Genomic DNA, 2,695 nt, shown 5'->3' with positions numbered 1-2,695 from the left:
TTCCAGCGCTCCCACATTAAAGCCTTCTGGGTAGCTGTGTAATAGATTCGAGGTCGTTGTTTCATGAGCAACACTCCTTGCGCTTACGCAGTTTGTAGTGTGTTGCATCGACGGGTTGAAATCAAGGCCAGTAACAGCCTTTAGGTCAATAAGGTAGCTCATAAAATGGGACGATATTATTCCTTTAAAAGCCATAATAGTTGTGTATATTAGGTCTACTTTAGTATGTAATTGCTCCTTTGAATGTTGCATTCGTTAAACCAATCACCTTTGAAAAATTATGACAACATTTATTAAATGCTTAATAGTGTCAAGCACCCTAATCAGTACAGTGACTGCAATCGCGCAATCCACCCCTCAAGCGACAGCCACTCTTTACGAAAATGTTCGCGTTTTTGACGGCACATCTACCAAGTTATCTGCCCCAACCAATGTTTTGGTGGTGAATAATCTCATCAAAACGATTTCAAATAAGCCTATTGAAGTTCCCTCTGGAACAACTGCGACTGTTGTTGCAGGAGGTGGCCGTACGCTAATGCCGGGTTTAAGTGATGCTCATGCCCATCTTTATATTGCAGGTGTTACAGCAGATCAAATTATTATTCCTAATCCAGATATTGCATTTCTGGACAAAGTTGCTTCAGAACAGGCGCAGGCCATGTTGATGCGTGGCTTTACCACTGTTCGCGATATGGCAGGTCCAATTTTTAGGGTTAAGGATGCTATAGATCAAGGCAAAGTAATTGGACCGCGCATCTATCCAAGCGGATCGATGATTTGTCAAACCTCTGGACACTGTGACTTTACCGTACCAGAACAATTGCCACGTAGCTTCGGAGGACCGCTTACACCTCTTGAACAAGTGCGCTTCTCATCCATTGTGGATGGACGAGCACAGGTTTTAACTGCGACACGATTTAATTTACGTAATGGAGCTACTCAAATTAAATTGGCTACTAGTGGCGGTGGCGAGTCCCATATGGATCCGCTTTATGTGAATGAATTCACTTCAGACGAAATTAAGGCTGCAGTTGAGGCGGCAACTGATTTTGGAACTTATGTATCTGTACATTCATATACTCCTCACTCTGTTAGACGTTCAATTGACGCTGGAGTGACAGTCATTGAGTATGGACAACTGTTGGATGAGGCAACAGTTAAATATATGGCTAATAAAGGTATTTGGTTAAGCACTCAAGTATTTGATGAGGCTGGCCCATCATTCCCTCCTGATGTACGAGCAAGAAAGCATGAGCTTGTCTTAAACCAAGGCAATGTTTGGAGTTGGGCAATAAAAAATAACGTCAAGTTGGCATGGGGAACTGATTTATTGTTTGAGCCTCAGAATATGTACAAACAAAACACTGAGTTAGTCGGAATGAAGCAGTTCATGACGCCAGCTCATGCTCTTAAAATTGTGACTCATGATAATGCCCAGCTTTTTGCATTATCTGGGAAGCGTAACCCTTATACAGAAGGTAAATTAGGCGTGGTTCAAGAAGGTGCTTACGCTGATTTGTTATTGGTAGATGGCGATCCAACGCAAAACTTGGACATCATTGCTGATCCTGCTAAGAACTTCCGCGTCATTATGAAGGACGGAAAGATCTACAAGAACACTTTGTGATGCTAGGTGTATAAATTCTGAAATCAAGACCTGCGTCGGCGAGTTTTGATTTCAGCCATTTCGATCGAACACCTGATCTTGCTAGGCTTATGTCAGTTTGATTTCTCTTGTGAATAAATCTATTTTCCAAAAACCCCTTCTTGCTATCGCCCTTATCGACTTAAATAGCATTGCTGTAGCTCAATCATCCACGAGCTCTATGAGCAGTGAAGCTATATCTGGTCAAAATATGCAAAATAGGCTGTATCCACAGGTGCAATTGCCTATTACCTATAACTACAATCAAAAACTTGGGGCAAATAACCAAATTCAGCAAAATGAATTTGCATTCACTCCAATTATTCCAGTGGCGCTTAGTACTGATTTGCAGTTGATCGTAAATCCATTGTTCACTTTTAATCGAAATTCAAATGACCAACAGGTTGCCAACCAACAGCAGCCTATGCAGCTAGCAACCTTTTTTGTGCCTACGCATGCAGAGTATTTTTATGCAGGTATTGGGCCATATTTGCAGCTTCCTGCGACGAATGCTAACAATGGCCCTATGCAAACTGGGCTGGGGGTTTCAGCTGCTGCATTTTTCACTCCAGAGCATTGGGTTATAGGAGCGGCTATGTATAACTCCTGGGGGGTCGGCGGGAACATGGCGGGCGGGTCTGGAAATTTATTAAATGTTCAGCCGTCTATTTCATATACGAATAATCATGCTTGGACCTATAACTTATCAAGTCAGATTACTTATAACAATATGGCTAGAGCAGCTGCCAATCAGCTAACTATGAGCGGCGGCAAAACTGTCAATCTCTTTGGCTACCATACTCAGATACAGGCTGGTCCAACCTATATGGTCACCACAAATTCTACGAGTGCAAAAGGTTTTGGTGGGCTTCTAGGACTGACTTTCTTACTGCCAAAATGAAATAAAGGGTTTTTAACGACCCCTTAGGGTCTTGAATTCAACTGATCGATGCAACACACTACAAACTGCGTAAGCAAAAGGAGTGTTGCTCATGAAACAACGGCCCCGAATCTATTACACGGCCACCCAGAAGGCTTTAATGTGGGAAC

At 42.6% G+C, this 2,695-nt stretch carries 2 protein-coding genes; both read left to right on the top strand.

Going from position 1 to position 2,695, the window contains the following annotated elements; all coding sequences use genetic code 11:
* Nucleotides 1-307: 307 nt before the first annotated feature.
* Nucleotides 308-1,627: an amidohydrolase family protein gene (locus tag ICN48_RS13730; RefSeq protein ID WP_370624239.1), complete on the top strand. Its 1,320-nt coding sequence runs from the start codon at nt 308-310 to the stop codon at nt 1,625-1,627.
* Between the two features lie 109 nt (nt 1,628-1,736).
* A complete protein-coding gene (locus ICN48_RS13725; protein WP_216154244.1) occupies nt 1,737-2,546 on the top strand; it encodes a hypothetical protein in 810 nt (269 codons plus the stop codon).
* Nucleotides 2,547-2,695: the final 149 nt, after the last annotated feature.

Origin of the sequence: Polynucleobacter sp. JS-Safj-400b-B2 (assembly GCF_018881975.1) — a bacterium.
Classification (GTDB): Bacteria; Pseudomonadota; Gammaproteobacteria; order Burkholderiales; family Burkholderiaceae; genus Polynucleobacter.
Note: the sequence above shows the minus strand (reverse complement) of the source record. Positions and strands in the feature narration are given on the sequence as shown.